General features: G+C 37.2%; 19 protein-coding genes. 15 read left to right on the top strand and 4 right to left on the bottom strand.

All coding sequences use genetic code 11. The features are described 5' to 3' along the window. Positions 1 to 208 precede the first annotated feature (208 nt). The 3 genes from H7K77_RS12235 (at position 209) to H7K77_RS12245 (ending at position 1792) form a co-directional block, all read left to right on the top strand. Positions 209 to 667, top strand: a complete 459-nt coding sequence (locus tag H7K77_RS12235; RefSeq protein ID WP_186578131.1) for an NUDIX hydrolase — start codon at positions 209 to 211, stop codon at positions 665 to 667. 55 nt (positions 668 to 722) lie between these two features. After that, positions 723 to 1244 (top strand): type 1 glutamine amidotransferase domain-containing protein, encoded by a 522-nt coding sequence (locus H7K77_RS12240; protein ID WP_186578132.1) that lies wholly within the window; start codon positions 723 to 725, stop codon positions 1242 to 1244. A gap of 71 nt (positions 1245 to 1315) precedes the next feature. Beyond that, positions 1316 to 1792 carry a DUF456 domain-containing protein gene (locus tag H7K77_RS12245; protein WP_186578133.1) on the top strand — a complete coding sequence of 159 codons (477 nt, stop codon included), beginning with the start codon at positions 1316 to 1318 and terminating at the stop codon, positions 1790 to 1792. Between the two features lie 58 nt (positions 1793 to 1850). Here the strand turns inward: H7K77_RS12245 and H7K77_RS12250 are convergent, their stop codons facing one another. After that, the gene (locus H7K77_RS12250) at positions 1851 to 2165 is read right to left on the bottom strand and encodes a DUF3817 domain-containing protein (protein WP_186578155.1); all 315 of its coding nucleotides are present in this window, start codon (positions 2163 to 2165) and stop codon (positions 1851 to 1853) included. 80 nt (positions 2166 to 2245) lie between these two features. Between H7K77_RS12250 and thiD the strand changes: the two genes are divergently transcribed. Then, complete coding sequence (gene thiD / locus H7K77_RS12255; protein WP_222599348.1) at positions 2246 to 3046, top strand: bifunctional hydroxymethylpyrimidine kinase/phosphomethylpyrimidine kinase; 801 nt, start codon at positions 2246 to 2248, stop codon at positions 3044 to 3046. Between the two features lie 95 nt (positions 3047 to 3141). On the opposite strand, the gene H7K77_RS12260 is transcribed toward thiD, so the two are convergent. Beyond that, complete coding sequence (locus H7K77_RS12260; protein ID WP_186578134.1) at positions 3142 to 3942, bottom strand: carbon-nitrogen family hydrolase; 801 nt, start codon at positions 3940 to 3942, stop codon at positions 3142 to 3144. 188 nt (positions 3943 to 4130) lie between these two features. Here H7K77_RS12260 and H7K77_RS12265 point away from each other — a divergent pair, with 188 nt between their 5' ends. Then, positions 4131 to 4328 (top strand): alpha/beta-type small acid-soluble spore protein, encoded by a 198-nt coding sequence (locus H7K77_RS12265; RefSeq protein WP_186578135.1) that lies wholly within the window; start codon positions 4131 to 4133, stop codon positions 4326 to 4328. A 39-nt stretch (positions 4329 to 4367) separates the two neighbouring features. On the opposite strand, the gene H7K77_RS12270 is transcribed toward H7K77_RS12265, so the two are convergent. Next, positions 4368 to 5309, bottom strand: a complete 942-nt coding sequence (locus H7K77_RS12270) for a DUF4349 domain-containing protein (protein WP_186578136.1) — start codon at positions 5307 to 5309, stop codon at positions 4368 to 4370. Positions 5310 to 5660: 351 nt separating this feature from the next. Here H7K77_RS12270 and H7K77_RS12275 point away from each other — a divergent pair, with 351 nt between their 5' ends. The 6 genes from H7K77_RS12275 to H7K77_RS12300 all read left to right on the top strand — a co-directional run bounded on the left by H7K77_RS12275 (position 5661) and on the right by H7K77_RS12300 (position 16609). Beyond that, positions 5661 to 6920 (top strand): argininosuccinate synthase, encoded by a 1260-nt coding sequence (locus tag H7K77_RS12275; protein WP_186578137.1) that lies wholly within the window; start codon positions 5661 to 5663, stop codon positions 6918 to 6920. Continuing rightward, complete coding sequence (argH, locus tag H7K77_RS12280; RefSeq protein WP_186578138.1) at positions 6917 to 8344, top strand: argininosuccinate lyase; 1428 nt, start codon at positions 6917 to 6919, stop codon at positions 8342 to 8344. The genes H7K77_RS12275 and argH overlap by 4 nt, the downstream gene beginning before the upstream one ends. A gap of 158 nt (positions 8345 to 8502) precedes the next feature. Then, positions 8503 to 9600 carry a carbamoyl phosphate synthase small subunit gene (locus H7K77_RS12285; RefSeq protein ID WP_186578139.1) on the top strand — a complete coding sequence of 366 codons (1098 nt, stop codon included), beginning with the start codon at positions 8503 to 8505 and terminating at the stop codon, positions 9598 to 9600. Then, the gene (carB, locus tag H7K77_RS12290) at positions 9593 to 12829 is read left to right on the top strand and encodes a carbamoyl-phosphate synthase (glutamine-hydrolyzing) large subunit (RefSeq protein ID WP_186578140.1); all 3237 of its coding nucleotides are present in this window, start codon (positions 9593 to 9595) and stop codon (positions 12827 to 12829) included. Before H7K77_RS12285 ends, carB begins: the two co-directional genes overlap by 8 nt. Further along, positions 12826 to 13785 carry an ornithine carbamoyltransferase gene (gene argF / locus H7K77_RS12295; RefSeq protein ID WP_186578141.1) on the top strand — a complete coding sequence of 320 codons (960 nt, stop codon included), beginning with the start codon at positions 12826 to 12828 and terminating at the stop codon, positions 13783 to 13785. The genes carB and argF overlap by 4 nt, the downstream gene beginning before the upstream one ends. Before the next feature lie 712 nt (positions 13786 to 14497). After that, the gene (locus tag H7K77_RS12300; RefSeq protein ID WP_186578142.1) at positions 14498 to 16609 is read left to right on the top strand and encodes a glycoside hydrolase family 52 protein; all 2112 of its coding nucleotides are present in this window, start codon (positions 14498 to 14500) and stop codon (positions 16607 to 16609) included. Positions 16610 to 16645: 36 nt separating this feature from the next. Here the strand turns inward: H7K77_RS12300 and H7K77_RS12305 are convergent, their stop codons facing one another. Next, the gene (locus H7K77_RS12305) at positions 16646 to 17821 is read right to left on the bottom strand and encodes an ROK family transcriptional regulator (protein WP_186578143.1); all 1176 of its coding nucleotides are present in this window, start codon (positions 17819 to 17821) and stop codon (positions 16646 to 16648) included. Positions 17822 to 17959: 138 nt separating this feature from the next. Here H7K77_RS12305 and xylA point away from each other — a divergent pair, with 138 nt between their 5' ends. The 4 genes from xylA (at position 17960) to H7K77_RS12325 (ending at position 23655) form a co-directional block, all read left to right on the top strand. Then, entirely contained in the window at positions 17960 to 19282 is a 1323-nt protein-coding gene (xylA, locus tag H7K77_RS12310; RefSeq protein ID WP_186578144.1) for a xylose isomerase, read from the top strand. Positions 19283 to 19397: 115 nt separating this feature from the next. Then, positions 19398 to 20897 carry a xylulokinase gene (gene xylB / locus H7K77_RS12315; protein WP_186578145.1) on the top strand — a complete coding sequence of 500 codons (1500 nt, stop codon included), beginning with the start codon at positions 19398 to 19400 and terminating at the stop codon, positions 20895 to 20897. Positions 20898 to 21128: 231 nt separating this feature from the next. Further along, on the top strand, positions 21129 to 22883 hold the full coding sequence (locus H7K77_RS12320; protein ID WP_186578146.1) for a sensor histidine kinase: 1755 nt from the start codon (positions 21129 to 21131) through the stop codon (positions 22881 to 22883). Beyond that, the gene (locus tag H7K77_RS12325) at positions 22873 to 23655 is read left to right on the top strand and encodes a response regulator transcription factor (RefSeq protein WP_186578147.1); all 783 of its coding nucleotides are present in this window, start codon (positions 22873 to 22875) and stop codon (positions 23653 to 23655) included. The genes H7K77_RS12320 and H7K77_RS12325 overlap by 11 nt, the downstream gene beginning before the upstream one ends. Positions 23656 to 23700 lie beyond the last annotated feature (45 nt).

Below are 23700 nucleotides of genomic sequence, written 5' to 3' on the forward strand. Positions count from 1 at the left end.
GTGAAGATCCCGGAAGAGCGTTCTTTGCGTCACGGGAAGGCTTGAGGCCGTGCCCACGGAAAGCGGAGTATTCTGCCGGAACGAGTTCAAGCACATATCCAAAGGTTCTTATAAGTTACTGCAGATTTTATCTCAAATACGTAGTTGGAATAGAAAAGGGTATTCAATAATAGTTTTTTATAAAATAGGTATGAAGGGAAAGGGAACGATGGCAAATTATATTGGGGATCTTCGTAAGGAAATTGGCACTCGGCCGATCATTATGGTAGGAGCGGGAGTAATGGTTTTTAATAAAGAGGAACATTTACTTTTACAGCTACGTTCAGATACGAATGATTGGGGATTGCCAGGTGGTGCAATGGAATTAGGAGAGACCTTTGAGGAGACGGCAAAAAGAGAATTATACGAAGAAACAGGCTTAGTAGCCGACGATTTAACGTTTGTTGATCTACTTTCAGGGGAACACCTCTATTATAAATATCCGAATAAGGATGAGGTTTATAATGTTATAGGATTGTATGAAACTAATTCTGTAACTGGTAACATAAACATGTTAGATGGGGAAAGTAAGGATGTAAAATACTTTTCAATGAATCAATTGCCAAGTAATATTCAAAAGGTATCAGGAATAATGATAGAAGCGTTTAAGAAAAAGCAATCTTCGTAAATAGTAGCTATTATTTGTTACACTAGTTATACGAAATAAAAAGGAGGAAATTATTTTGCGATTAGAAGATAAAAAGGTTTTAGCACTTATTGAGGACGACTTTGAAGATTTGGAGTTATGGTATCCTGTTTTGCGACTAAGAGAGGAAGGGGCAACTGTTGATTTAGTCGGAAAAGAAGCAAATAAAAAATATGTTGGTAAATATGGTGTCCCAGCAGAATCAGACTATGCTTTTACAGATGTAAATCCAGAGGACTATCACGCCATCCTTGTACCAGGTGGTTGGGCACCAGATAAATTAAGGAGATATCCAGAGGTTATCAACTTTATTAAACATATGGATGATAATAAAAAGTTAATTGGTCAAATATGCCATGCTGGATGGGTATTGATATCGGCGGATATACTGAACGGGAAACAAGTGACAAGTACGCCAGGGATAAAAGATGACATGACTAATGCTGGCGCAACTTGGATAGATGAAGCAGTTGTTGTGGATGGACATATCATCTCAAGCCGCCGTCCACCGGATTTACCTCCATACGTGAAAGTATTTGCTGATAAATTAGCTGAATAATTGGTTAGTAACCTCTTTTATTCAGGGGTTACTATTTACTTGAATCGAAAAGATGAATAGGAGCGTGTTACATGGATTTTTTAATATGGGCAATTATTATTGTTTGCTTTGTCCTTAGTTTTGTTGGAATTATTTTTCCCCTAATCCCTTCTCCACTTGTTTTATGGATTGGGTTCTTACTTTACTTCTTCTTTTTATCAACTGGAAATTTGTCTTGGATATTTTGGACTGCGATGGTTGTACTTACGATCGTGCTTATTGTTTCGGATATTATAGCAAACAGTTACTTTGTTAAGAAATATGGAGGAAGTAAATGGGGAGAGAGAGTGGCTGCTGTTGGGGTCATTGTTGGATCATTCATCATTCCACCTTTTGGAATAATTGTTGTACCTTTTGTGGCTGTATTATTAGTTGAGCTCTTACAAAAGCGATCCTCAAATGATTCATTTAAAGCGGCAATCGGATCTTTATTAGGATTTCTAGGTGGATCAATTGCTAAAGTAGTGATTCAATTATTAATGATCGTATGGTTTTTGATCGCAATATAATGGCCTTGATAACTTTGGATTGGAGCGTTATGTTAAAAAGAACAAAAGGATGGAAGCACTAAGCCTCCATCTTATTTTTGGTTAAATTAGATTTTCGTATGTAGTAGTCTAGCAAGAAGTTTCCAAAGGGGATGAAAGCAACTAGGACTGACATAACTGGCCACTTCCATGCCCAACGAATAGTTATCGTGGTGTAGGCTATCATGAGTAAGTATATGCAAAACAGTGCCCCATGGATCGAACCTACAATAGTTACTGCTTCAGGTGAATTCGCCATATACTTAAGTGGCATTGCAATGAATAGAAGGATGATTAATGAAGATCCTTCGATTAAGCCTGAGAAACGGAATAGATTAATTGAGGAAGAGAAAATGGGATGACACCTCCAATAAAAAGTTTTTAATATTTACAGTATATTATATTTAGAAAAGGAAATAAAAGGAGAAGGATAATTTGGCTATAGCAAGAGCATTAACAATAGCAGGAGCAGCAGCACAAGGAAGTGCAGGGATACAAGCTGATCTAAAAACATTTCAGGAGAGAAACGTCTACGGAATGTGTACCATAACAGCAATTGTTGCAAATAACCCTGTGACCGAGCGAGGTATTTTTCTTCATCCAGTAGAACAAATTAAGGCGCAATTTTATACGTCCTTAACAAATGTAGGGATTGATGCTGCGAAGACGGGTATGCTTTTCTCCAAAGACATTATTGAGCTAGTTGTTAGTTTGTTAAAGGAACATCCGATCCAAAACCTCGTAGTGGATCCAGTAATGATTGGGAAAATGGGATCGCAGCTTTTAGCCGACGAAGCAATTGAAATAGTGAAAAGTGAACTAATTCCTCTAGCTACTATTATTACACCTAATAAATATGAAGCAGCAAGGCTTTTAAATGTTGAAACCATTGAAACTATAGCTGAATTAAAACAGGCAGCTGTGGAGCTGTATAAGCTAGGGTGTCAGGCTGTATTAATAAAAGGTGGGCCAATGTCAGAGACTGCTACAGATATATTTTATGATGGTAATGAAATAGTCGAGCTTAATTCAAGCAAAGTAGATACCATTCATACTAGTGGTGCTGGTTGTACGTATTCAGCAGTTATTACAGCTGAATTAGCAAAAGGAACGCCTTTACGCGAATCTGTATATATAGGGAAAGAATTTGTTTATGAAGCTATTAAAAGTGCGATCTCATTTGATAATGGGATAGGTTCAGTTAATCATGGGGGGCACCGTAATAGAATTTATTAAATTATCGAGCAATAGCACTTATCTTTATAAAAGCCCAATAACATGAAAAGCTTATAAATAGAAAATCGAGTATAATTATACTCGATTTTTGTTTTTTATTTAGTACGATATAGTTGATAAATGTCTGGTCTTCGGTCTGAATCAATTGGAATCGTATTTCTAACCTCTTCAACTAGATCAGGATTAATTACACCGTGTATCACTATTTCTTCTTCTAGGGCTTCTTCTACTACTTCCCCCCAAGGATCAATGATCATAGAATGGCCACCGAACTGATTGTTTGGATCAGAGCCAACTCGATTACATGCTACTACATAGCTTTGATTTTCAATGGCTCTACTTATTAGCAATGCTCGCCAATGATCTATTCGTTGCCTTGGCCACTCTGCTACAACGAAAAGTACTTTGGTATTATGAAGCATATTAGTACGTATCCACTCTGGGAACCTGATATCATAACAAATTACCCCTGCGCATTTTGTATTGTCGAGCTCAAATACACCATCAAGAGAACCACCTGTTAAGTACTTATCTTCTTCCATCAGTCGAAAAAGATGAGCTTTATCATAGTGTTTAACGACTTCACCTTTTCGGTTGAATATGATCATAGTATTAGTAACTTTACTACCCGTCCTCTTTGCTATCGATCCAGCAATAATGTTAACGTTGTTGGCTTTTGCTAATTTAGAAATGAAGTATATTGTGTCATTAGCATTGTTGTCAGCAATTTCATCTAATCGTTTAAGATCATAACCAGTAGTCCATAACTCTGGCAGGACTACAATATCTGTGGTATTAAAGTTAACTTGTGAAAAGTATGAGCTAATTCGTTCTTGATTTTCTTTCGGATTACCAAATGTAACATTCATTTGAATAAGCGAAACATTTATAGACATAACACCCTCCGATAATTGAGTGACATTTGTTAAAAGCCTAACTTAAATCATATTTATTTTAAACTAAAACAATTTATTCTATATAGCTTTTCCTTATCTTTACAGGTTTAAGATAAAGGGAATTCCATATATTAAAGAGTGAACAACTTACTTCTGTTGTTCTATTATCCCACAAGGAGTGATCGGTTATGGCAGATAATAATAATAAATTGTTAGTGCCGGGTGCTGAAAATGCGATGAACAATATGAAAGAAGAGATCGCTAATGAATTCGGTGTTCAACTAGGGGCCGATACAACTGCACGTGCAAACGGATCAGTGGGGGGCGAGATGGTCAAAAGAATGATCAGTATCGCTGAACAAAGTATGCAAAATAACCAGAAATAGTAAAAAAGCGGGGACTTATTCAAGTCCTCGCTTTTTCACTTAATTCCTGTTTTGTTTTTCTTGTCGATTCTTTCTCGAAATTCTATAAATTATAAAACAAACAATTCCTAGGATTAATAGTAAAGGGAAACTACCAACAATGAATACAAATAATCCAGAAAAGCTCGACAGTAAGAAGTTTGTACTTTTCATAAACTGTTGTTTTGTTTTTTCCCATGTGTTAAGTTCTTTGTTGTTTACAGAGGGAATATTTACTTTGTTTTCTTGTAAGTGTATGGTTACGGTTGCTAAGTCAGACTTATTTTGTAAATAGTTCAATCTTCCAGTGATTTGTTCTATTTCTTCTTGAACGGTGGCCAAATCTTCTGAGATCTTAAGAAGATCCTCTGTTTTTTCAGCCTTTTCCATAAAGGACAATAACCTTTCTTCCACAACCTTTTTGGATTTGAGTCTTGACTCTAGATCCACATATTCTTCTGTTACATCCTCACCTGACACAGAATTTTCAAGGACCTTCATATCCCCGTTTTCGATAAATTGGAGAAATGTCTGAAATTGTTCCTGTGGAATTCGAGCAGTGATCATCCCTTCTTTTAATTGATCATCAGCACCTCCATACGTATGTGATTCTACTATATAACCTCCCTTTTCTTGTATTTGTGTATTTATTTCATCAACGGCTTTGTTGTACTGTTTAACTTGTAATCGAAGGTTGGCAGTATAGATAATCTTTCGGTTTATTTTAGTTGGATTTTCAATTGAATCTGTTGCTTTTGTTTCTTGATCTTGAGAACCTGTTTGGTCTGTTGTGGCTGATTCTTCTTTCAATTTGAATTCTTCTGATTTCTCTTCAACTGCTTCCGTATTCATTGTGTCTTCTGCCGTACTTTCATATTCTGCTGACTCATCGTTTGATTGACACGCAGTAAAGAGAACACTACTAATAATTAAAAATAATATAGTCGTAATCCATTTCTTCATGCGACACACCCTTTTTATTTTATAAGTCGAGGAGAAGTGTTATTAAGTTACAGTCTTTTGTAAGAATATAAAATATACTGCATAACGCATACTTATTTATATGGATAGTAAATGTTCCAAATAGCTTTCTATTACAAAAAGATCCCGTATTAATTTGGGCCTGACTATATCTAGGTTTATTATCACGTATAGGCAATTTGTTCATAAGTTAGTGAAGAATAATTGAAAGAAAAAAACTTTGAAAAAATTATGTTTTACTGTTGAATTAATATACCTAATAGTGCATAATAATTCATACACAATCAAAAATAAAAGATTTCATTTTACTATATACGTTAGGGGAGATTTTAAATGGGTAAAGAAAAGATCGTATTAGCATATTCGGGTGGACTAGATACTTCGGTTGCTATCAAATGGTTACAAGATAAGTATAATTATGATGTTATTGCAGTTGGATTGGATGTTGGAGAAGGTAAGGATCTTGAATTTGTTAAGAAAAAAGCAATTGATGTAGGTGCAATCAAATCCTATACTGTTGATGCCAAATCATTGTATGCAAATGAATACGTGTTACCTGCTTTACAAGCAAACCTACTTTATGAAGGAAAATATCCATTAGTTTCTGCGTTGTCTCGTCCGTTAATTGCAAAGATCCTAGTTGATATTGCAGAAAAAGAAGGAGCTACAGCAGTAGCGCACGGGTGTACTGGTAAAGGGAATGACCAAGTAAGATTCGACGTTGCATTTACAGCACTTAATCCGAACCTAAAGATTGTAGCTCCAGTTCGTGAATGGAAAATGACAAGAGATGAAGAAATAGCTTATGCAAAAGAGAATGGTATTCCAGTACCAGTAGATTTGGATAATCCATATAGTGTCGATCAAAACCTATGGGGACGTAGTAATGAATGTGGTATCTTAGAAGACCCTTGGGCAGAGGCACCTAAGGAAGCGTTCGAACTGACGGTTGATCCACAGGACGCTCCTGATAAGCCGCAAGTAGTTCACATTTCATTTGAAAAAGGTAAGCCTGTTTCTTTAGATGGTGAAGTTTTACCATTGGATGAACTAATCCTTAAGTTGAATAGTATTGCTGGTCAACATGGTGTTGGTCGTATTGATCACGTTGAAAATCGTTTAGTGGGGATCAAATCACGTGAAATATATGAGTGTCCTGCAGCACTAACGTTGATTGCTGCTCACCAAGAACTTGAAGCATTAACGTTACCAAGAGAAGTAGCGCAATTTAAACCGACTGTTGAACAAAAGCTAGCACAAACTGTTTATGACGGCTTATGGTATTCCCAATTAACGGATGCACTAAAGGCATTTATTGAACAAACACAAGAATATGTTTCTGGAACTGTTAAGGTGAAATTATATAAAGGTCATGCGCTAGTTATTGGACGTGAGTCTTCTAATTCTTTATATGACTTTGATCTTGCAACTTACAACAAAGGTGATGCGTTTGACCACGAATCAGCATTAGGATTTATTAAGCTGTGGGGATTACCAACACAGGTTCACTCTTCAGTAACTAAAGCTCAAAAGAAAAAGGATAATTCAATTGAAAAAACAGTAATCGATGTAAAGGAAGCAGTGAAGCAATGAAACTATGGGGCGGACGTTTTACTAAACCAACAAATGAATTAGTGGATGAATATACGGCATCTATCCGTTTTGATCAAAAACTAGCTCAGTTCGATATTCAAGGAAGTCTTGCCCACGTTGAGATGCTAGCGAAGTGCAACATTATTCCTGAAAGTGACGCAGCTACCATTGCGGAAGGCCTAAAAATTGTAGCTGAAAAAATAAAAGCTGGTGAAGCTGAATTAACAGAAGATAATGAAGACATTCATATGAATGTTGAAAAATTATTAATTGATGAAATCGGACCTGTTGGTGGGAAGTTACACACTGGAAGAAGCCGTAATGATCAAGTCGCTCTTGATATGCGGTTATATTTAAGAGAAGCACTTATCACACTTAGTCAGCAACTAGTGGATGTACAACAAGCATTGTACAATCAAGCAAAAGAGAACCTTGATACCGTTCTTCCAGGTTATACACATTTACAACGGGCACAACCAGTGCTATTTGCACATCATATGATGGCGTATGTATTTATGTTTCAACGTGATGTTGATCGACTTGCAGATAGCTTCAAGCGGGTTAATCAATCGCCGCTTGGCGCCGGTGCATTGGCTGGAACATCCTTTCCTATTGATCGACATTATGTTGCAGATAAATTAAATTTTGATGGTATCTGTGAAAATAGTCTAGATGCAGTAAGTGATCGTGATTTTGTAGTAGAATTTCTATCAAATGCATCTTTGGTTTCTATGCATTTATCCCGGTTGTGTGAAGAGCTTGTACAGTGGTCTAGTGCGGAGTTTAACTTTGTGGAGCTAGATGATGCATTCTGTACAGGGAGCAGCATGATGCCACAGAAGAAAAACCCGGATGTAGCAGAACTAGTTCGGGGGAAGACAGGTAGGGTGTATGGCCATTTAATGGGAATGCTCACTACTTTAAAAGGATTACCGCTTGCATATAATAAAGATATGCAAGAGGATAAAGAAGGAATGTTTGATACAGTAGAAACATTAAAAGGTGCACTTGCCTTATTTGCTCCAATGATCGAAACCATGGATGTAAAAAAGGAAAATATGTATCAAGCAGTTGCTAAGGATTATTCAAATGCTACAGATTTAGCGGATTATCTCGTTGGAAAGGACTTACCTTTCAGAGAGGCGCATGCCGTAGTTGGTCAGGTAGTATTACATTGCATAAATGAAGGTAAATATTTACTGGATCTTGCAATTGAGGAATTTAAACAATTTTCTTCCTTAATTGAAAATGATATTTATGATGTTCTTTCTCCAAAAGCGGTAGTGAATGCCCGTAACGTAGCTGGTGGTACAGCGAAAAACCGTGTAGAAGAACAGATCTTAAAAGCAGAGCAATTGTTCGAAAATAGTTCAAGTTGGATTAAGGAACATGCTCAAAAAATTGAAGTATTATTAGCTGATTAGGATGAATTTGATAAAAAAAGAACTAGGTCCCTGCCTTCAAAGGGAGGCTTAGTTCTTCTTTTATATCCATCTATGCATAAATATAGATTATTCGGTATAAATATTAGGCTTATCCAACGATAAATAGGCTATCTTTGAAAATCGGGAGGGACCGCGACGTGAATGAAGAACTAGGTTTTCTTGTACTAAACACAGGGGATGTTTTGAAAGGAAAGTGGCTGAATAAAACAACTGCTACAGAAGGGGAAATGGTTTTTAATACTGCTATGACAGGATATCAGGAAGTTATGACCGACCCATCCTATGCTGGCCAAATTGTAACGATGACTTACCCTTTAATCGGAAACTACGGTTTCAATGAACTGGATTCGGAAAGTATCAAACCATCATTATCGGGGTTAATTGTTTCAAATCCTTGCCATACACCAGAACATTACCAATCTACTCATTCTTTATTAGATATGGTAAAAGAACACAAGATACCGACATTATACGATATAGACACGAGGGCCTTAACAAGAATCATTCGTGAACATGGAGAAGTGTACGGGAAGCTTACGAGTGATGAAACAGATATTCCACAGCATTGCAGTGTAGATCCGGAAATCGTTAAAAAGGTTTCCGTCACGAAGATTAGTCACTTTCCATCAACTAAATCTTTAAGTGGGAAACAGAGAGCTCATGTTGTAGTGATGGATTTTGGTTATAAACACTCTATTACACATTCGTTACTAGATTTAGGATGTGACGTTTCCGTTGTTCCGTTTGATACTACAGTGGAGCAAATAAGTGAACTGGATCCTAATGGGGTAGTTCTTTCAAATGGACCAGGGGATCCAAAAGCACTTAGTCATTTGGCGACAAACATTAGAGAAATCTCTGATAAGTATCCTACACTAGGGATTTGTCTTGGACATCAACTTGTTGCATTGGCATATGGTGCGAAAACTAAGCGACTTCCATATGGGCACCGAGGCAGTAATCACCCTGTAAGAGATTTACGAACTGGTAAAGTTCTTATAACATCACAAAATCATGGTTACGTGGTTGATTTTGATTCTGTCGACAATTCGAGCTGGGATGTATCACATATTAACGTCAACGATCGATCTGTAGAGGGATTAGTTCACAAGACTAAACAAGTGACGACGGTACAATTCCATCCTGAAGCACATCCAGGACCAATCGACACACATGATATATTTGTGAATTTTTTCAACGAGATTGTAGCAAAGGGAGAGAAACAGCATGCCTAAACTTGACCGTATAAAAAAAGTACTCGTAATTGGTTCAGGCCCTATTGTGATTGGGCAGGCAGCTGAATTTGACTATGCCGGTACTCAAGCATGTTTAGCACTTAAAGAAGAAGGTATTGAAGTAATTCTTGTCAACAATAATCCAGCAACTATAATGACAGATGAAAATATCGCCGACAAAGTATATTTAGAACCATTAACGTGTGAATCATTAACAAACATTATTGAAAAGGAAAGACCAGATGGCTTGCTCCCTACGTTAGGTGGGCAAACAGGTTTGAACTTGGCCGTTTTACTAACAAATGAGGGTGTTCTTAAGAAATTTGATGTGGAATTGCTTGGAACACCATTAGACACGATCCAAAAAGGGGAAGATCGTGAAGTATTTAAATCGATGATGAATGACATAAATGAACCTGTAGCTGAGAGCTTATCTACCAGTTTAGTAGAAGAAGCCATTCAATTTGCATCTTCTGTTGGTTACCCTATTATTGTACGTCCAGCATATACACTTGGTGGGGCTGGTGGCGGAATTGCGAAAGATGAAGCGCAACTACGTACGATCGTAAAGAGTGGTTTGCATGCTAGTCCGATCACCCAAGTCCTTGTTGAACAAAGCGTCAAGGGTTGGAAAGAAATTGAGTATGAAGTGATGCGTGATGCCAATGATACATGCATCATTGTTTGTAACATGGAAAATTTTGACCCTGTAGGCGTTCATACTGGTGATAGTATTGTTGTTGCCCCCTCCCAAACATTAAATGATCGTCAATATCAGATGCTACGTACTTCTTCTTGTAAGGTTATCCGTGAACTTGGTGTTATTGGTGGCTGTAACATCCAGTTTGCTCTTAACCCAGATAGTAATGAGTATGTCATTATTGAGGTGAATCCACGTGTAAGTAGATCTAGTGCACTTGCATCCAAAGCAACGGGTTATCCGATTGCTCGTATCGCTGCAAAGCTAGCATTAGGCTATCATTTAGATGAGGTGTTAAACCCAATTACAGGGGATACGTATGCAAGCTTTGAGCCTGCGATTGATTATATTGCTGTGAAAATCCCGAGATGGCCGTTCGATAAATTTGCTCAAGCTGACAGACTGCTAGGAACTCAAATGAAGGCAACTGGTGAAGTAATGGCGCTTGCGAGGAATTTTCCTGCTGCATTAAATAAAGCGATCCGATCCTTAGAGGTGGGGTTAGAATATTTACATCTGCCTACTCTATCGACGTTAACGAACCAAGAGTTAGAGCACGAAATGGTAGAGGCTACAGATGAACGACTATTTGTGATAGGTGAGGCGTTTCGGAGAGGCTACACGATAGAAGATATTCATCAACTGACTGCAATAAACAAGTACTTTCTAAATGAAGTAGCATCCATGATTACAATGGAAAAAACGTTGGCTTCTAAACAATGGACTGATCTAGAAGAGACGGACTTAAGAAAGGCAAAGGGTTTTGGTTTTCCTGATGTGATGCTTGCAAATATATTTGACCAAGATATTCATACCGTACGTAACAAAATAAAATCTATCAATCTAGTTCCTTCTTATAAAATGGTAGATACGTGTGCAGCCGAGTTTTCGGCAGACACTCCTTATTTCTATAGTTCTTGGAACGAGATAGATGAAGTAGAAAAGCTATCAGGTAAGAAAAGAATGGTTGTACTTGGTTCAGGTCCAATTAGGATTGGTCAAGGAGTAGAATTTGATTATTGTTCCGTGCATGCTGCTATGTCCTTGAAGGACCAAGGTATTGATTCTGTTGTAGTAAACAATAATCCTGAGACAGTAAGTACAGATTTTAATACGGCAGATCATTTATATTTCGAACCTTTGACTGAGGAGGATGTCCTTCATATTGTTGAAAAAGAAAATGCGGATGGTGTACTTGTCCAATTTGGAGGTCAAACGGCTATTAATTTGGCTGAGGGCTTAAGTAAGGCAGGAGTATCCATTACAGGAACGTCACTTGCTTCTATTGAAGCGGTAGAAGATCGAGATCAGTTTTATCAATTGCTTAGACAACTAGATATTCCCCATATTCCTGGTGAAACAGTGATGGCTGTCGAGGATGCAAAAGAAGTTGCGAGTAAGATAGGCTATCCTATATTAATTCGGCCATCCTACGTCATTGGTGGAAGAGGTATGGTAGTTATTCGTAATGAGAGACAATTAGTAGATTATTTAAAACAGATCAATCAAACATCTGCAAATTCGAGGATCTTCCCTTTGTTGATTGACCAGTTCATAACTGGATCAGAGGTGGAAATTGATGCGGTATGTGATGGTGGAGATGTACTTATCCCTGGAATATTTGAACACGTAGAACGAGCAGGTGTTCATTCAGGGGATAGTATAGCTATTTTCCCTTCCCCTAACGTTACGGGGTTACACAAACAACTTATTGAAGACTATACAAAGAAAATAGCTGCGAAACTTGATGTTAAAGGGATTATGAATATCCAATTTGTAATAAGTCAGGATCAGAAAACAGTTTATGTTTTAGAGGTGAATCCTCGTGCATCTAGAACCGTACCAATCGCTAGTAAGGTGACAGGAGTGCCAATGGTAGATTTAGCAACTCGTGTTCAAATGGGGGAATCTTTAGAAAACCAAGACTGGAATTTAGGTTTACACAAAGAAGTGCCTTATTATGCAGTGAAAATGCCTGTCTTTTCTACAAATAAACTACCAGGAGTGGACCCAATTCTCGGACCTGAAATGAAATCTACTGGGGAAGCAATTGGATTAGGTACAACTGTTGAGGGTGCATTAGCAAAAGCATTTAATTGGAAAGAAGATAGTTTAAGAGAGATTAAACCGGAAGATTCAGTTTACCTTTCACTTAAGGAATTTCAGGAAGATCTTAAAGAAGAGTTGTTAAATTTACAAGGGAAGTTAACAGCAGACCAAGAGACTACAAGTATTTTACAAAACCATGGAATTATAGTTGATCAAGTTATTACGGTACAACAAGCACAAGATATGTGTTTAGACAATAAGTTTAAGTTTATTTGTGACACAAACCAAAGTGGAGATAATGATGAGCATGTTAAGTTAAGAGAAGAAGCACTAAAGTCTGATACGATTTGTTTAACGTCGCTCGACACTTTAAAGGTATATATAAAGGCAACAACGTCTAAACAAGAATTGCCGCTATCGATTAACGAATACCAACAGGGTAAAAATCAAGTGAATAAAAAGGAGGGTGCAATAAGATGACAACTACTTTAGGAACAACTGATCTTAAATCAGCACTAGTAGGTCGGGATTTTTTAACATTAGCAGACTACACCCCGGATGAAATTGGCTATTTGTTAGATCTTGCAGCAGATCTTAAGGAAAAAAGAAAGAACGGAGACATAGTCGAACCATTAAAGGGTAAAACACTTGGAATGATATTTGAAAAATCATCTACAAGAACGCGTGTATCCTTTGAGGTTGGTGTATATCAATTGGGTGGAACTGGCTTATTTTTAAGCTCAAAAGACATTCAAATTGGTCGTGGTGAACCGATTGCTGATACAGCAAAGGTATTGTCCGGTTATTTAGACGGAATCATGATCCGTACCTTCTCCCAGACTGACGTGGAATCATTGGCAACAAATGCAAGCATTCCGGTTATTAATGGGTTAACGGATACGTATCACCCATGTCAAGTGCTTGCTGACATGCAAACGATTATGGAAACAAAGGGTAGATTAGAAGGGATTAAGGTTGCTTATATTGGTGATGGAAATAATATGGCACACTCCTTGATGATTGGAGCAGCTAAAATGGGGATGGATATTAGTATTGCAGCCCCAGTTGGCTACCAACCAGAAGAGACAATTACAAACAAAGCGAAGCAGTTTGCTAAAGGAACAAGTGTAGTAGTTACAGAAGACCCTTTCGAAGCAGTTAAGGACGCAGATGTAATCTATACAGATGTTTGGGCAAGTATGGGGCAAGAAAGTGAACAAAAAGAAAGAGAAAAGGCTTTTGAAGGGTTCCAGGTTAATCAGAAATTAGTGTCTTTAGCGAAACCTGACTTTAGCTTTATGCATTGCTTGCCTGCTCATAGAGGAGAAGAGGTAACAGCAGAAATTATTGATGGAAAGCATTCTGTTGTGTTCCAAGAAGCGGAAAACCGCCTACATGCTCAGAAGGCGTTAATGGTTGCATTAATGGGGAAATAAAAACCAATATATAAAATAAAGGCGTATGGATTAATCTTCTAATCTATGCGTCTTTATTTTATAAAATATTAGATTGTTATTGTCGTAGTTGAGATAAAATGCGACATAGTGTAAATATTTAGCTGAAAAGGATGAGTGCAACGTTGCTTTCCGCTCCGGGCAGTTGCTTTCCGTGGGCAACGCCTCAGCCTCCTCGGAAGAAAACCGCTTCCTGTGGGGTCTTCACCTGTTGCTTTTCCCACAGGAGTCAACTGCCCTCCACTCCAATCACTTACTAATAGGAGCTGGATTTTGTTTTCTTAATTGCAAACACTCCATAACTGAGAGCGGAGGAAATTCACGTAGACTCCTGTGGGAACAGCGAAGACGTTGAGACCCCACAGGGAGCGTTCTGTGCGAGCGAGGAGGCTCAGCGCGAGCCCACGGAAAGCGAAGTGAATTTCCGTAGCCCCACCTAATAAGTTACTTCGCATTCTATGGAAATTCACTCTAGTACAGTTATTTTGATGAAGGGGTGAAATTGAAAAGTTCAATTATTATTGTTAGAAATACCATATTTATTTGGTTGTTCTTTCAAAGCCTTGATAAAAGATAAAGCGGTAGATAGAATATTAGCTAAATAGTTCACTCGCTAAACAAAGATAATTATGAAAGCGTAATCATCTACTTGTTAGTTATGTGATTTCATTTATTAATAGAATGGAGTGATACCATGAATAAAAATATCTTCTTTAATGCACACCACTCACCAATTGGTGCATTTGCAAGCTTTACACTTGGATTCAAAGGTGCAAAGGGAGGTTTGGGTCTTGAGCTTGATAAACCAGCCAACGAAAATGTATATATTGGTGTGGAAAAGCGGTCAGGTGACTCCTATCAAGCACTACCTTTCTTTGGTAATACAGAAGAGGACTTAGCAAGATTTGCTGTTGGGAACGATCAGGCAAAAGCGAATGATAGGTTAATAGAGTATTTTGATGATCAGGATATTTCTCGTGACTTCCAACTAGGAATGGATACATGGAATGCAGGAGACCTAACATTTAAGATCTATTCACCAATCAAAAGTGTGCCAGACCCAAAAACTGCAGAAGATAAGGATCTAAAAGACGCTATCCTCCCTGCTGTTTTCGCCAAGGTAATTGTCGATAACAGAGGCAACAATAAAGTTAGAAGAGCTTTTTTTGGCTACCAAGGTAGTGACCCATATAATGCGATGCGAAGATTAGATGATACTAGTAACGGGGAATTCATTGGTGTTGGGCAAGGTAGACAAACTGCTATTGTTTCAAAGGATTCATCCGTTAAAGCGGGCTTGGGATTTACTATTGATAAGGTGCTAACTGTTGAGCATGAAATTAATTTAGGGTTTGGGTTAGGCTTAACAGGTGCACTCTTGATGGAGGTACCAGCAAATGAAATCAAGGAGTTTGATTTTGCGATATGTTTTTACAAGGGAGGGATTGTGACTTCCGGAATAGATACATCCTATACTTATACACGATACTATCAATCAATTGAAGAGGTAGCAGCCTATGCACTGACACATTTCCAACGTTTAATCGGACAATCCGAGTTGGTGACAGAATGGTTAAAGACAGATCATTTATCGGAAAGTCAAAAATTTATGATGGCACACTCCATACAAAGCTATTATGGTAATACCCAACTACTTGAAGATAAGATGGGTAGTCCGATATGGGTTGTTAATGAGGGTGAATATCGGATGATGAATACATTTGATTTAACAGTAGATCAATTATTCTATGAACTTAAACTGAATCCTTGGACAGTGAAAAATGAGTTGGAGTTATTTATAAACCGCTATAGCTATACGGATAAAGTTCGTTTTCTGAAAGAAGATAAGCTTTACCCAGGAGGCATTAGCTTTACACATGATATGGGTGTAGCCAATGTATTTTCTCGGCCAGGGCATTCTGCATATGAGATAGCTGGAATTGAAGGTTGTTTCTCGTATATGACTCACGAGGAACTGATAAACTGGCTATGCTGTATAACTGTATATATCCATGAAACAGATGATAAAGTATTTCTGGAAAAGCATCTTGAGACCATTAAACTAGCATTTGAAAGTATGATGAACCGTGATAACCCATATCCTTCTTTACGAAATGGATTAATGGGACTAGATAGTTCTATGACAATGGGTGGGGCCGAGATTACTACGTATGACAGTCTTGACGTTTCGCTTGGTCAGTCACGTAATAATATCTATATTGCAACAAAATGTTGGGGAGTATATGTAGCCTTGGAAAAGCTGTTTAATCAGCTTGAGCTTTATGATTTAGCTTTACTAGCTAGGGACCAATCCATGAAATGTGCAAACTCTATAGCAAGTGAGATGACAGAAGAAGGGTATATCCCTGCAGTTATTTCAGAAGGAAATCAATCTAAAATTATTCCTGCGATCGAGGGATTGATTTTTCCTTATTTTACAGGTACAAAGGAATACTTGTCAGAAGATGGGAAATTTGGCTTCTTTATCAAAACGTTGAAAAAACATATAACGAATGTATTAGAGCCTGGTATATGTTTATTTAATGATGGTGGTTGGAAGTTATCCTCAACTAGTGATAACTCTTGGTTGAGTAAAATATACCTTTGTCAATTTGTTTATCGAGAAGTTCTAAATCTTCCATGGGATGAAAAAGGGCATAAAGCGGATGAAGCACATGTTGATTGGCTAACACATCCAGAGCTCTCTTATTGGAGTTGGAGTGACCAGATTATTGCAGGGGAAATATCCGCAAGTAGATACTATCCAAGAGGTGTGACGAGTATTCTATGGTTGTTGGAGAAATAAATCTAAGGAGAGGAAATATTCCTCTCCTTTTTCTAATTAATGAATAATATCTACTTCTAGAAACTTCTCAATTGCAAAAGCTGCTACACCGAGAGCGGTTGAATGCGTGGTAAGTTGTGTAAAGTTGATATTTAAATTATGCAAGTGTTGTTTTAAAGCAAAGTTATAAATTCGGTTGAAAAGTTTTGGTTGTATCCACTTTTGAGCAGTAGCAATTCGATTACCAATAATGATTTGATCTGGGTTAAATGTATTGACAATGTTTGTAATGCCAACACCTAGGTATTCACCAATTTCTTCAAATAGTTGAACAATTTGATTATTTGAATCAGCGTGTTCAACAAGAAAGTCAAAGGAAAGTTCTTGCCCTTCTGGGGGAACAAGATTCAGTTGCTTTGCTTTTCTTATCAATGCTTGTTCAGAGGCATAAAGCTCCCAACATCCTTTATTTCCACATCGACAATCCAGACCACTAGCTTCAATGGTCATATGTCCCATCTCACCTGAGAATCCACTACTACCTTTATATAGGTTGCGGTTCAGAACTAGTCCAACTCCAATCCCAACACCAACACTTACGTACACGATATTTTCAAAGGACTGTCCCACACCAAATTTACTTTCCCCGTAAGCACCAGCATTTGCTTCGTTTTCTACAATCACCGGTAATTCATATTTATTTTCAATTACTTGTTTAAGTTTGATTTGTTTCCAATTTAAATTTGGAGCGAGGAGAACCTCTCCTTCGTTATTTACAATTCCGGGTACACCAATTCCTATACCAATTATCCCATAAGGGCTTTCAGGTACAGAGGCTATTAATGGATCGATGATGTGAAATAATTGATTAACGATTTCTTCATAAGATAAATCATCAAAACTTACACGTTCTTCCTGAATAATTTCACCATTTAGGTCTGTTAGAATCCCAAGAAGGTAATTAACACCTAAATCAATTCCGATAGAGTAGCCTGCTAGCTGATTAAATAGCAGCATGACAGGTCGTCTGCCACCACTAGATTCACCGGGACCAGATTCATAAATAAGGTTTTCATTTAGTAATTCACTTACTAAAGAAGAGACTGTTCCTTTATTTAGTCCAGTAGTTTGGGCTACATCTGCACGTGAAATAGGGGACTTATTTTTAATAATTTCTAAAACTAAGGTTTTATTTTCCTTTTTTACTACATGTTGATTCCATGTTTGATTCATTTATGATCAACTCACTCTCATCTTAACGGATATTAATTTATGTTATCATAAACTTAGTTTATTGAGTAGACAAACTAAGTTGGGGTTGTTATAATTAACGCATAAAGTTAAGTAAAAAGAAAAAGTGGAGGGATTTACATGGGTCATTTTGAAAACGTTAACAAAATTAAGTATGAAGGTCCAGATTCGACAAACCCTTTTGCATTTAAATTTTACAATCCAAAAGAAAAAATTAATGGAAAAACGATGGAAGAATATTTACGATTTGGTGTGGCTTACTGGCATACTTTTACAGCTGATGGTTCTGATCCATTTGGTTCAGGAACGATGCTACGTACATGGGATAAATTTAAAGGGATGGATTTAGCTAAGGCAAGAGTCGAAGCAGCGTTTGAGTTTTTTGAAAAACTGGGTGTTCCATATTTTTGTTTCCATGATGTTGATATTGCTCCAGAAGGTAGTACATTAAAAGAATCCAATCAAAATTTAGATATAATTGTAGCAATGATCAAAGATTATATGAAAGATAGTAAAGTGAAGTTGCTTTGGAATACAGCTAATAACTTTACTAACCCACGCTTTGTTCACGGAGCAGCATCTTCCAGTAATGCAGATGTGTTTGCTTATTCTGCTGCTAAAGTGAAAAAGCAATTAGAAATTGGAAAAGAGTTAGGTGGGGAGAACTATGTATTCTGGGGTGGACGTGAAGGATACGAAACACTACTAAATACAGATCTAAAATTAGAACAAGATAACCTTGGGCGTTTCTTCCATATGGCAGTAGACTACGCAAAAGAGATTGGCTTTGATGCGCAATTCCTTATCGAGCCCAAACCAAAAGAACCAACAACACATCAATATGATTATGATGTAGCAACTGCTCATGCGTTTTTACAAAGCTACGGTCTTCAGGATTATTTCAAATTTAACATTGAAGCAAACCATGCTACGCTTGCTGGACATACATTTGAACATGAGCTTCGTTATGCTAGAGTCAACGGCATGCTTGGGTCAGTTGATGCTAACCAAGGGGATCCATTACTTGGATGGGATACGGATGAGTTCCCAACAGACCTGTACTCTACCACTCTAGCAATGTATGAAATTATAAAAAATGGTGGTTTAGGATCAGGTGGATTAAACTTTGATGCAAAAGTTAGAAGAGGCTCATTTGAACAGGATGATCTTTTCCATGCGCATATTGCAGGTATGGACGCATTCGCGATTGGATATAAAGTAGCCAATCAGCTAGTGGAAGATAAAGTGTTGGATAGTATAGTAGAGGATCGTTATTCTAGTTATAGAAGTGGAATTGGTAAAGATATTGTAGAAGGAAAAGCAGATTTTAAGAAGTTAGAGGATCATGCACTGGGCTTAACTGATATTGCAAATATTTCAGGCCGTTTAGAGAGAATCAAAGCAACGATAAATCAATATCTACTAAGAGCTTACACTATGTGAGTGAAAGCTAGCAGTATGGCAATTCTCAGGTACCCCCACTTAATAAGGTAAGTGGGGGTATTGAACTAACTTAGTACTTTTAGTTCATTTAAACTTATGAATTGAGGTGTTCAATTTGAAATACGTAATTGGTGTTGATCTTGGAACAAGTGCTGTAAAGCTCTTGTTAGTAAATAAACTTGGTGAAGTTGTACATGAAGTTTCGAAATCTTATCCATTAATACAGGAGAAAACGGGATATAGTGAACAAGATCCAGAGGAATGGGTTAGACAAACAACTGAAGGAATAAAAGAGCTTATTTCAACCTCTAATGTTAACGCAGATGATATAGAAGGGATGAGCTTTTCAGGGCAAATGCACGGATTGGTATTGCTTGATGAAAATAATGATGTATTACGGAATGCAATATTATGGAATGATACACGTACTACTCAACAATGCGAAGAGATTTACAAAAAAGTTGGAAAGGAAAGGTTTATATCTATCACTAAAAATTTGGCTTTGGAGGGCTTTACCTTACCAAAAATTTTATGGGTAAAGGAAAATGAACCTGAACTATTTGCTAAAGTGAAATTATTTGTCTTACCTAAAGATTATTTGCGTTATCGAATTACTGGTAATCTAGAAATGGAATATTCAGATGCTGCAGGAACGAGTTTACTAGATATAAGTGCCAAACAATGGAGCGAAGAAATATGTAAGCTTTTAGAAATAAACATGGCGATCTGTCCACCACTAGTTAATTCCTATGATAATGTTGGTAAAATTACACCTTCATTTGCATTGCAAACGGGTTTAGCAGAATCAACAGACGTTTTTGCAGGTGGCGCCGATAATGCATGTGGTGCAATCGGATCAGGGATTTTAACAGAAGGAAAGACCTTTGCAAGTATTGGAACGTCAGGTGTCGTTCTTTCTTATGAAGAAAATGGTGACAAAGATTACAAAGGGAAAGTACATTACTTTAACCATAGTGCACCAGATGCCTATTATTCAATGGGGGTAACGCTATCTGCAGGGCATAGCTTGGAATGGTTCAAAAACGTTTTTGCAGAAGGGGAAGATTTTGAAACGTTATTAAGTGAAATTGACAACGTTCCTGTCGGTTCGAACGGTTTATTATTTACACCGTACCTAGTAGGAGAAAGAACTCCCCATGCGGATTCTTCTATTCGAGCAAGCTTTATTGGGATGGACAGTTCGCATAAGAGAAGAGATTTTGCGCGTGCTGTTATAGAAGGAATCACCTTTTCTTTAAATGAGTCAATCGAGATCTTTAGGGAAAATGGCAAAATCATAGAAACGATTTATTCAATCGGTGGGGGTGCTAAAAACGAGGCGTGGCTCCAAATGCAAGCAGATATTTTTAACGCTACGATTGTAAAACTTAATAGTGAGCAAGGTCCTGGAATGGGTGCTGCTATGTTAGCGGCATTTGGAATAGGATGGTATCCTTCTTTAGAAGCATGTGCTGCTAAATTTCTTCAGGAAGCAGAAACCTATCAACCAATACTTAGCAATGTGGAAAAATATCATAGTTTATTCCGAATTTATAAACGAGTATATGGGCAAACGGCCGATATCAACAAGGAATTAATGCATTTTCGGAGCTAGTAAATTTATAAAACAGGAATTTTGGGTCGCGATTATAGATGCTAATAATAACAGGTTTCTAAGATGTCTATAATCTTGCACGGCCCCTTTTTTCTGTCCCCATTTTAGCTATCTAATTATTCAAAAATGTAAGAACCCCTTAAAAATTATCTTCAAAAGTCGTCCATCATTGAAAGCGTTAACATATAATAGGTAAGCAAGGTCATTTTGTTTAAGTGAGGATGAAGGCAATTGTGGAAACTAGTAAAAAAGTGGAATACTCTACGCAATCAGATATTAGTAGTTTTCTTATTTGTTATGCTCATAGTCCTGTTGATCGTGAGTGTTCTAACTTTAAGCCAAGTATCTTCACTGCTTAAAAAAAATGCTGAGAAACAAGTTCAACAAGTAGCAGCAGAGGCTAGCGGTAGGGTAGAAACCTTATATGATCAAATTAATATGGCATCTAACCTGATTATTACGAATGCAGAAGTGCAAAGAACATTAGGGAAGGAATATGAAACAAACCATATTGAATTTAGTGAACGGCAGCGTCTAATGGAAGTGGTTAGTACGATCCAAGCAAACACTGATGGCATATTTTCCTTTGAATTATATTCTAATGGCTTAGACCGAGTCCTTCCTCTTGACGACTCAAATTTAAGAACTCGAGTTAGTTCTAGTTGGATTAGGCAAGCTTTCTATGCAAAAGGAAAACTAGTGCTAATTGGACAAGATCCTAGTAATTCTGACTACCTTTTAGCTATTCGCAGAGTTAATTTACTAGATCACCATTTCTCCCATGGCGGCTATTTGCTAATAAGTATTTATAAACACTATTTTGATTTTGTTAACACCTCTATAACGGATCAGACGAATCAATTTACAATATTAACGGATAAAATGAAAAATTCAATCATATCAAACTATGATGCTCCGTTAGAGCCTATTTTCAAAGGTAATAAATCAGTAGTAAATATAAAGAATGATGAATACATCGTTACGAAACAAGAATCTAAGGTGACGGGTTGGACTGTTTTGATTTTGACACCAGTTAATGTTTTAACAGAAGGAATTGCTGTTATACGAATGGGAATTATTTTTTCTGGTTTAGTAGGTTTAGTTATCTATTTAATTAGCTCGTTCGTACTGTCTAATATGATTACGCGCCCTATTATTAAATTAACCAACACAATGAGAAGAGCAAGCCAAGGTTCTTTAACCCTTAATCCATCGATAACGTCAGCCAATGAAATAAATGAATTAAATAGTACGTATAACCAACTGGTGAAAGAAACAAATCACTTGATTCAAATGGTTTATCAGAAAGAAATCACTCGAAGTAGGAGTGAATTGAAAGCACTTCAGGCACAAATAAACCCCCATTTTCTTTTTAATACCCTCGATGCATTGCATTGGTCATTAGAGGAAAATGAACAAGAGGAGCTAGCTGAACATGTAGTTGCGATGTCTAATTTATTTCGTTATACCATCAATAGCCATACGAACGATGACTGGGTCTATATGAAAGATGAGATGAGGCATATGGAGGATTATATGGAGATTATGCAGATGAGATTTGGTGAGAGGTTAAATTATCATTTATCGCTACCAGAAAAGTGGCGAGATGTGAAGATTCCTAAGTTGATAATCCAACCCCTCGTAGAAAATGCAGTAATCCATGGGGCGGGAAATAAATTAGGTAAGTGTATGGTTACAGTAAGAGTAGAACAATCTGAAAACAAAAACAGGCTAAGAATATTTGTGGAAGATGATGGGACAGGTATGGACGAAGAAAGACTAATTTATATTAGAAATTCCTTCGAAACAGGAGGTGTATCCTCCGCGAGTAATGGGACGGGTATGGCAATATCTAATGTTTACAGGCGACTAGACCTTTATTATAAGAAGAAAACGGAAGGACTAATGATAAATAGTAAGGAGAACGAAGGGACGACCATTTCTTTTGAAATACCTATAGATGGGGGAGAGTTAGATGTACAATAAAACAATATTGATTGTAGATGATGAACCTCGCACCAGACAAGGCGTACAAAAGACTTTAGAGGCTTGGTCTGAGGGGAAATATCAAATTATTTCAGCAGCTAATGGGGAACAAGCAATTGAATTAATGAAGCAACAAAGAATTCATATTTTAATAACGGATATAAGAATGCCTGAAATAACAGGTTTAAAACTGGTTGAAACAATAAAGGCCAACAATTTTTCCCCTGTCGTTATCGTAATTTCTGCTTACTCTGAATTTGTATATGCACAAGAATCTCTCCGGCTGGGTGTAATCAATTACTTACTTAAACCAATTAGCAAACAAAAATTAATTAGTGCAGTAGAAGAAGCGATTAAGGTAGACGAAAATAAGGAAAGAGTGGGAATCATTGAAAAGGTAGTGGACAAAAAGTTATTGACAAATGCCCATAATCCCTCTACACGTGAGACGATACAAGAGGCGCTTTATTATATTGATAATCATTTACATAGTGAGATTTCGCAAAAGGAAGTAGCGGATTATGTGCACCTAAACCCAAGCTATTTTAGTGTCCTTTTTAAAGAGGAAGTAAAAGTAACGTTTAGTGAATACATCACTAGACGGAGAATTCAGCGCGCCAAAGAATTACTTATCGCAACTAAACTACCGATCGTAGATATTGCAGAAGAATCTGGTTATAAAACGGCCAAATACTTTATTAAAATTTTTAAAGAATACGAGGGAATGACTCCTAGTGTATACCGTAAGAACAACAATGAAAGGGTTTTCTAAAAATAGTGGTACTTTACCAAATCGCAGTACCCTTTTACGTTGTTA

The organism is Aquibacillus kalidii (assembly GCF_014280935.1).
In the GTDB taxonomy this organism is placed as follows: domain Bacteria; phylum Bacillota; class Bacilli; order Bacillales; family Amphibacillaceae; genus Aquibacillus_D; species Aquibacillus_D kalidii.

What these genes read in the sequence shown, in the direction of transcription:
- H7K77_RS12235 (WP_186578131.1), top strand. Translation starts at nt 209, where the DNA reads ATGGCAAATTATATTGGGGATCTTCGTAAGGAAATTGGCACTCGGCCG.
- H7K77_RS12270 (WP_186578136.1), bottom strand. Translation starts at nt 5,309, where the DNA reads ATGAAGAAATGGATTACGACTATATTATTTTTAATTATTAGTAGTGTT.
- argF (WP_186578141.1), top strand. Translation starts at nt 12,826, where the DNA reads ATGACAACTACTTTAGGAACAACTGATCTTAAATCAGCACTAGTAGGT.
- carB (WP_186578140.1), top strand. Translation starts at nt 9,593, where the DNA reads ATGCCTAAACTTGACCGTATAAAAAAAGTACTCGTAATTGGTTCAGGC.
- H7K77_RS12245 (WP_186578133.1), top strand. Translation starts at nt 1,316, where the DNA reads ATGGATTTTTTAATATGGGCAATTATTATTGTTTGCTTTGTCCTTAGT.
- H7K77_RS12305 (WP_186578143.1), bottom strand. Translation starts at nt 17,821, where the DNA reads ATGAATCAAACATGGAATCAACATGTAGTAAAAAAGGAAAATAAAACC.
- H7K77_RS12325 (WP_186578147.1), top strand. Translation starts at nt 22,873, where the DNA reads ATGTACAATAAAACAATATTGATTGTAGATGATGAACCTCGCACCAGA.
- H7K77_RS12265 (WP_186578135.1), top strand. Translation starts at nt 4,131, where the DNA reads ATGGCAGATAATAATAATAAATTGTTAGTGCCGGGTGCTGAAAATGCG.
- H7K77_RS12300 (WP_186578142.1), top strand. Translation starts at nt 14,498, where the DNA reads ATGAATAAAAATATCTTCTTTAATGCACACCACTCACCAATTGGTGCA.
- argH (WP_186578138.1), top strand. Translation starts at nt 6,917, where the DNA reads ATGAAACTATGGGGCGGACGTTTTACTAAACCAACAAATGAATTAGTG.
- H7K77_RS12275 (WP_186578137.1), top strand. Translation starts at nt 5,661, where the DNA reads ATGGGTAAAGAAAAGATCGTATTAGCATATTCGGGTGGACTAGATACT.
- xylA (WP_186578144.1), top strand. Translation starts at nt 17,960, where the DNA reads ATGGGTCATTTTGAAAACGTTAACAAAATTAAGTATGAAGGTCCAGAT.
- H7K77_RS12260 (WP_186578134.1), bottom strand. Translation starts at nt 3,942, where the DNA reads ATGTCTATAAATGTTTCGCTTATTCAAATGAATGTTACATTTGGTAAT.